General features: G+C 62.3%; 6 protein-coding genes. 4 read left to right on the top strand and 2 right to left on the bottom strand.

Going from position 1 to position 6058, the window contains the following annotated elements; translation table 11 throughout:
• Positions 1-2: 2 nt before the first annotated feature.
• Positions 3-938: a Gfo/Idh/MocA family protein gene (locus ACFX5Q_RS15810; protein WP_404279370.1), complete on the bottom strand. Its 936-nt coding sequence runs from the start codon at positions 936-938 to the stop codon at positions 3-5.
• 110 nt (positions 939-1048) lie between these two features.
• Positions 1049-1330, bottom strand: a complete 282-nt coding sequence (locus ACFX5Q_RS15815; protein WP_120015228.1) for a transcriptional regulator — start codon at positions 1328-1330, stop codon at positions 1049-1051.
• Between the two features lie 460 nt (positions 1331-1790).
• Here ACFX5Q_RS15815 and rpsL point away from each other — a divergent pair, with 460 nt between their 5' ends.
• The 4 genes from rpsL (at position 1791) to tuf (ending at position 6057) form a co-directional block, all read left to right on the top strand.
• Complete coding sequence (gene rpsL, locus ACFX5Q_RS15820; protein ID WP_006202128.1) at positions 1791-2162, top strand: 30S ribosomal protein S12; 372 nt, start codon at positions 1791-1793, stop codon at positions 2160-2162.
• A gap of 62 nt (positions 2163-2224) precedes the next feature.
• Complete coding sequence (rpsG, locus tag ACFX5Q_RS15825) at positions 2225-2695, top strand: 30S ribosomal protein S7 (RefSeq protein ID WP_404279381.1); 471 nt, start codon at positions 2225-2227, stop codon at positions 2693-2695.
• Positions 2696-2724: 29 nt separating this feature from the next.
• Positions 2725-4815, top strand: a complete 2091-nt coding sequence (fusA, locus tag ACFX5Q_RS15830; RefSeq protein ID WP_192179907.1) for an elongation factor G — start codon at positions 2725-2727, stop codon at positions 4813-4815.
• A 66-nt stretch (positions 4816-4881) separates the two neighbouring features.
• Entirely contained in the window at positions 4882-6057 is a 1176-nt protein-coding gene (tuf, locus tag ACFX5Q_RS15835; protein WP_120015218.1) for an elongation factor Tu, read from the top strand.
• Position 6058 lies beyond the last annotated feature (1 nt).

A 6058-nucleotide genomic window follows, 5' to 3' on the forward strand; every position in this document is an offset into this window, starting at 1 on the left:
TCTCAATCGAAGAATGCTTCCACCACGTTGCGCTTGCCGAGCATGAAGGCGTCGGCGACATGCTGCAGAGGCGCCAGATCGACGTCGGAGACGCCGGCGCGCACGATCTCGGCGAAGCGCCTGTAGAGCATCGGATACTCCGCCTCCGGCTCTTCGTGAACGACCTTGCCGTCGATGGCGAGCTTCGAGCCGCCGCCGGAAAGCACCATTTTGCCCTTGTCCGTTTCGGCCAGTATGTCCCAGCTTTGCGGGCCGGTCTGGAGCCAGTCGAGTTCCATCGTCACCGGCAATCCGTTCGAGGTGCGGAAGGTGACGTGTGCAGCGACAGGAGCGGCGCGGTTTTCCGGAAAATCGAGGACGGCAGAGGTGATGAACATTGCCGGCAGGATGTGGGTCACGATCGACAGCGCGTTGATGCCGGGATCGAAGACGCCGAAGCCGCCCGGCGCCCAGATCCATTCCTGGTTCGGGTGCCAGCGGCGCACGTCTTCCTTCCAGTTGATGGCGGCCGACTTGATGCTGGCCGATGCGAGGAAAGCGCGCGCGGCTTCCACCGCCGGCGCATAGCGCGAATGCCAGCTGGCGAACAGCGAGACGCCGTTTGCCGCCGCCAGCGTCTTCAGATCCTCGACCTCGCTGACCGTGGCGCCAGGCGGCTTCTCCAGGAAGACATGCTTCTTCGCCATCAGCGCCTTGCGCGCGGCGTCATAGCGGAATTGCGGCGGCATGCAGAGCGAGACGGCCTCGAGTTCAGGCACCGCATCGAGCATCGCTTCGATGTCATGGAAATTCGGAATGCCGTCGACCTTGCCGTGCCGGCTGGCGGCGGCGACGAGATGATACTCTCCGTCTTTCGCCATGGCCGGGAGGTGCTGGTCGCGGACGATCTTTCCGACGCCGACGATGCCGAGCTTGATGGGACCATTGTTCGAAGGCATGGGGACTCCGCAGATTGGAATTTCGCCTGGTTCTTAGCAGAGAACCGGTGTCGGGCAAGCCGGGCGAGGCGGGCTCGTTGACGAGGGCAAGGAGCCGCCGATTCTCTCGGTCAGATTGCCACGTCGAAGGTGACGATCGATACTTCGCCTTCGAGCGCGCCCTGATAGGCCGACAGATGCGGCTCGTCGTCGGGAATGCCGTCCATGTCACCGATCTGGTCAAGCTCGGCTTCGGCATAGCCCTCGGCGGCGAGCGATTCGAGCGCGCGGCGCACTGCCGAATCGTCGTCGGGCGCGACCAGCATCACATGGACGCCCTCCGGCTTGCCGCCCTTCTTCTTCCAGACGCGGCCGGTGATGATGGTGACCGGGCGCTCCTCATTGTCGTTCACGGGCTGATTCCTCTAGAGACCGGGCGCGCGAGGATTTGCACTGCCCATGCCGCCTTTTGGCATGAAGGCCGGGCTGACAACAGCCAAAAGCCGGTCACTTTCTTCCTCGCCCTTGCAAAATTGCGAAAGAAAATTACATGCGCTTTTCGCATGGCTGCCAAGCCGCAATATTTGGTGGCGCGGGGTTGACGGCCATCGGGCTTGCGAGTAGAAGCCGCCCAGTCAGAACCGATGTGAGGCTCTCCCTTCCGAAGCGACACGCTTTGGAGTTTGCCTCAAACAGGGTTCGTTTTACGAGCGAAAAGACATTTCCGGCGCGCATGAAGCGGTTTCCGCTTCCTCTGCAATTTGTTCGGGCAGGACCGCGAGGCGCGGTTTGTGGCCCGAATTTGCGTATGGAAACGACGCTTTGAGCGGCCCTGACCGGGCAAGACACGGAATTGAGAGACAAGAGGGTTTAATGCCTACCGTCAACCAGCTGATCCGCAAGCCGCGCCTGGCGCCGGTGAAGCGCAACAAGGTCCCGGCCATGCAGCAGAACCCGCAGAAGCGGGGCGTCTGCACGCGCGTCTACACCACGACGCCGAAGAAGCCGAACTCGGCTCTGCGCAAGGTGGCCAAGATCCGTCTGACCAATGGTTTCGAAGTGATCGGCTACATCCCCGGCGAAGGCCACAACCTTCAGGAGCACTCCGTGGTCATGATCCGCGGCGGCCGCGTGAAGGACCTTCCGGGCGTCCGCTATCATATCATTCGCGGCGTGCTCGACACGCAGGGTGTGAAGAACCGCAAGCAGCGCCGTTCGAAATACGGTGCCAAGCGTCCGAAGTAAGGTTTTCCGGCTTCGGCGCTTTTTTTGACTGCGCCGTGCCTTGAGATTGAGAGACAACAGCCATGTCCCGTCGTCACAGTGCAGAAAAGCGTGAGATCAATCCGGACCCGAAGTTCGGCGATCTGATCGTCACCAAGTTCATGAACGCCGTCATGTATGACGGCAAGAAGTCGGTTGCCGAGACCATCGTCTACGCCGCGCTCGACCAGGTCCAGTCGAAAACCAAGCAGGAGCCGGTCACCGTCTTCCATCAGGCGCTCGACAATGTCGCGCCGCATGTGGAAGTGCGTTCGCGTCGCGTCGGTGGTGCCACCTACCAGGTTCCGGTCGATGTGCGCCCCGAGCGCCGCCAGGCGCTGGCCATCCGCTGGCTGATCGCGGCTGCCCGCAACCGCAACGAGACGACCATGATCGACCGCCTCTCGGGCGAACTGATGGACGCGGCCAACAACCGCGGCACCGCCGTCAAGAAGCGTGAAGACACCCATAAGATGGCAGAAGCCAACCGCGCTTTCGCGCACTATCGCTGGTAAAGCGCGAACGAGACTGAGAGGCACCTCCCATGGCCCGCGAATACAAAATCGAAGACTACCGCAATTTCGGTATCATGGCGCATATCGACGCCGGCAAGACGACGACCACCGAGCGCGTCCTCTATTACACGGGCAAGTCGCACAAGATCGGCGAAGTCCATGACGGCGCTGCCACCATGGACTGGATGGAGCAGGAGCAGGAACGCGGCATCACGATCACGTCCGCCGCGACCACGACCTTCTGGAAGGGTCGTGACGGCAAGATGTACCGCTTCAACATCATCGACACCCCCGGCCACGTCGACTTCACCATCGAGGTCGAACGTTCGCTGCGCGTGCTCGACGGCGCCATCGCGCTGCTCGACGCCAATGCCGGCGTGGAGCCGCAGACGGAAACCGTCTGGCGCCAGGCCGACAAGTATCGCGTTCCGCGCATGATCTTCTGCAACAAGATGGACAAGATCGGCGCCGACTTCTACCGCTCGGTCGAGATGATCGGCTCGCGCCTCGGTGCGCAGGCTGTCGTCATGCAGCTGCCGATCGGCGCCGAGACCGAGTTCAAGGGTGTCGTCGACCTCGTCGAGATGAACGCACTGGTCTGGCGCGACGAAACGCTGGGCGCTGCCTGGGACGTCGTCGAGATCCCGGCCGACCTCAAGGCTCGTGCCGAAGAATACCGCGAGAAGATGATCGAAGCCGCCGTCGAAATGGACGAGACGGCGCTCGAGAATTACCTCGAAGGCAAGATGCCGTCGAATGACGAGATCCGCTCGCTGATCCGCAAGGGCACGATCGCGGTCAAGTTCTACCCGATGTTCTGCGGCTCGGCCTTCAAGAACAAGGGCGTGCAGCCGCTGCTCGACGCCGTCGTCGAATACCTGCCGTCGCCGGCTGATGTTCCCGCCATCAAGGGTGTCGACGCCAAGACCGACGCCGAGATCGAGCGTCACGCCGACGACAATGAGCCGCTGTCGATGCTCGCCTTCAAGATCATGAACGACCCGTTCGTCGGTTCGCTGACCTTTGCCCGCATCTATTCGGGCAAGCTGACCAAGGGCGTCTCGCTCGACAACACCGTCAAGGGCAAGAAGGAGCGCATCGGCCGCATGCTGCAGATGCATGCGAACTCGCGCGCCGACGTCGAAGAGGCTTTTGCCGGCGACATCGTCGCCCTGGCCGGCCTCAAGGACACGACCACCGGCGACACGCTCAGTGATCCGCTGCATCCGGTCATCCTCGAGCGCATGGAATTCCCCGATCCGGTCATCCAGATCGCCATCGAGCCGAAGACCAAGAACGACCAGGAAAAGATGGGCCTCGCTCTTCACCGCCTGGCCGCCGAGGATCCGTCCTTCCGCGTCAAGACTGACGAGGAAAGCGGCCAGACCATCATCTCCGGCATGGGCGAGCTCCACCTCGACATCATCGTCGACCGCATGCGTCGCGAGTTCAAGGTCGAGGCCAATGTCGGCGCGCCGCAGGTGGCCTATCGCGAGACGATCACCCGCAAGCACGAGCAGGACTACACGCACAAGAAGCAGACCGGCGGTACCGGCCAGTTCGCCCGCGTCAAGCTCCTGTTCGAGCCGAATCCGGAAAGCAGCGAATTCGAGTTCGAATCAAAGATCGTCGGCGGTGCCGTTCCGAAGGAATACATCCCCGGTGTCGAAAAGGGCATCAACAGCGTGATGACGTCCGGCCCGTTCGCCGGCTTCCCGATGATCGGCGTCAAAGCGACGCTCATCGATGGCGCTTACCACGATGTCGACTCCTCGGTGCTCGCCTTCGAAATCGCCGGCCGTGCCTGCTTCCGTGAAGCGGCGCCCAAGCTTGGTGTGCAGTTGCTTGAGCCGATCATGAAGGTCGAGGTGGTGACGCCTGAAGACTACGTCGGCAGCGTCATTGGCGATCTGAACGGCCGTCGCGGCCAGATCCAGGGCCAGGAAGCGCGTGGCGTGGCGGTGGTCATCAACGCGATGGTGCCGCTCGCCAACATGTTCAAGTACGTCGACAATTTGCGCTCGATGAGCCAGGGCCGCGCGGCCTACACGATGCAGTTCGACCACTATGAGCCGGTCCCGACCGCGGTCGCCCAGGAAGTCCAGAAAAAATACGCGTAACTCCAACGAGTTGCAGCGGTAACTTAATTCAAGGCCCGCACGGGCGAGCAGGAATGGAGACATCACATGGCAAAAGGTAAATTCGAGCGCACTAAGCCTCATGTGAACATCGGCACGATCGGCCACGTCGATCATGGCAAGACGTCGCTGACGGCGGCGATCACGAAGTATTTTGGCGAATACAAGCGCTATGACCAGATCGATGCGGCGCCGGAAGAAAAGGCCCGCGGCATCACCATCTCGACGGCGCATGTCGAATACGAGACGGCCAACCGCCACTACGCTCACGTCGACTGCCCCGGCCACGCCGACTATGTGAAGAACATGATCACCGGTGCCGCGCAGATGGACGGCGCGATCCTGGTCGTGTCGGCCGCCGACGGCCCGATGCCGCAGACCCGCGAGCACATCCTCTTGGCCCGCCAGGTCGGCGTGCCCTCGATCGTGGTGTTTTTGAACAAGGTCGACCAGGTCGACGACGCCGAGCTGCTCGAACTGGTCGAGCTCGAGGTTCGCGAACTTTTGACCAAGAACGAATTCCCCGGCGACGACATTCCGATCGTCAAGGGTTCGGCGCTGGCGGCTCTGGAAGATTCCGACAAGAAGATCGGCGAGGACGCGATCCGCGAGCTGATGGCTCAGGTCGACGCCTACATCCCGACGCCGGTTCGTCCGCTGGACAAGCCGTTCCTGATGCCGATCGAAGACGTGTTCTCGATCTCGGGTCGCGGCACGGTCGTCACCGGCCGCGTCGAGCGCGGCGTGGTCAAGGTCGGCGAGGAACTGGAAATCGTCGGCATCCGTCCGACCACCAAGACGACCTGCACGGGCGTCGAGATGTTCCGCAAGCTGCTCGACCAGGGCCAGGCCGGCGACAACATCGGCGCGCTGCTGCGCGGCGTTGACCGTGAAGGCGTCGAGCGCGGCCAGGTCCTGGCCAAGCCCGGCACGGTGAAGCCGCACAAGAAGTTCGTGGCCGAAGCCTACATCCTGACCAAGGACGAAGGTGGCCGTCACACGCCGTTCTTCACCAACTACCGCCCGCAGTTCTACTTCCGCACCACCGACGTGACCGGCATCGTGTCGCTGCCGGAAGGCACCGAGATGGTGATGCCCGGCGACAACATCACGGTCGATGTCGAGCTGATCGTGCCGATCGCCATGGAAGAGAAGCTGCGCTTCGCCATCCGTGAAGGCGGCCGCACCGTCGGTGCCGGCATCGTCGTCACCATCAAAGAGTAAT

Origin of the sequence: Mesorhizobium sp. IMUNJ 23033 (assembly GCF_044778005.1) — a bacterium.
Lineage (GTDB): Bacteria > Pseudomonadota > Alphaproteobacteria > Rhizobiales > Rhizobiaceae > Mesorhizobium > Mesorhizobium amorphae_A.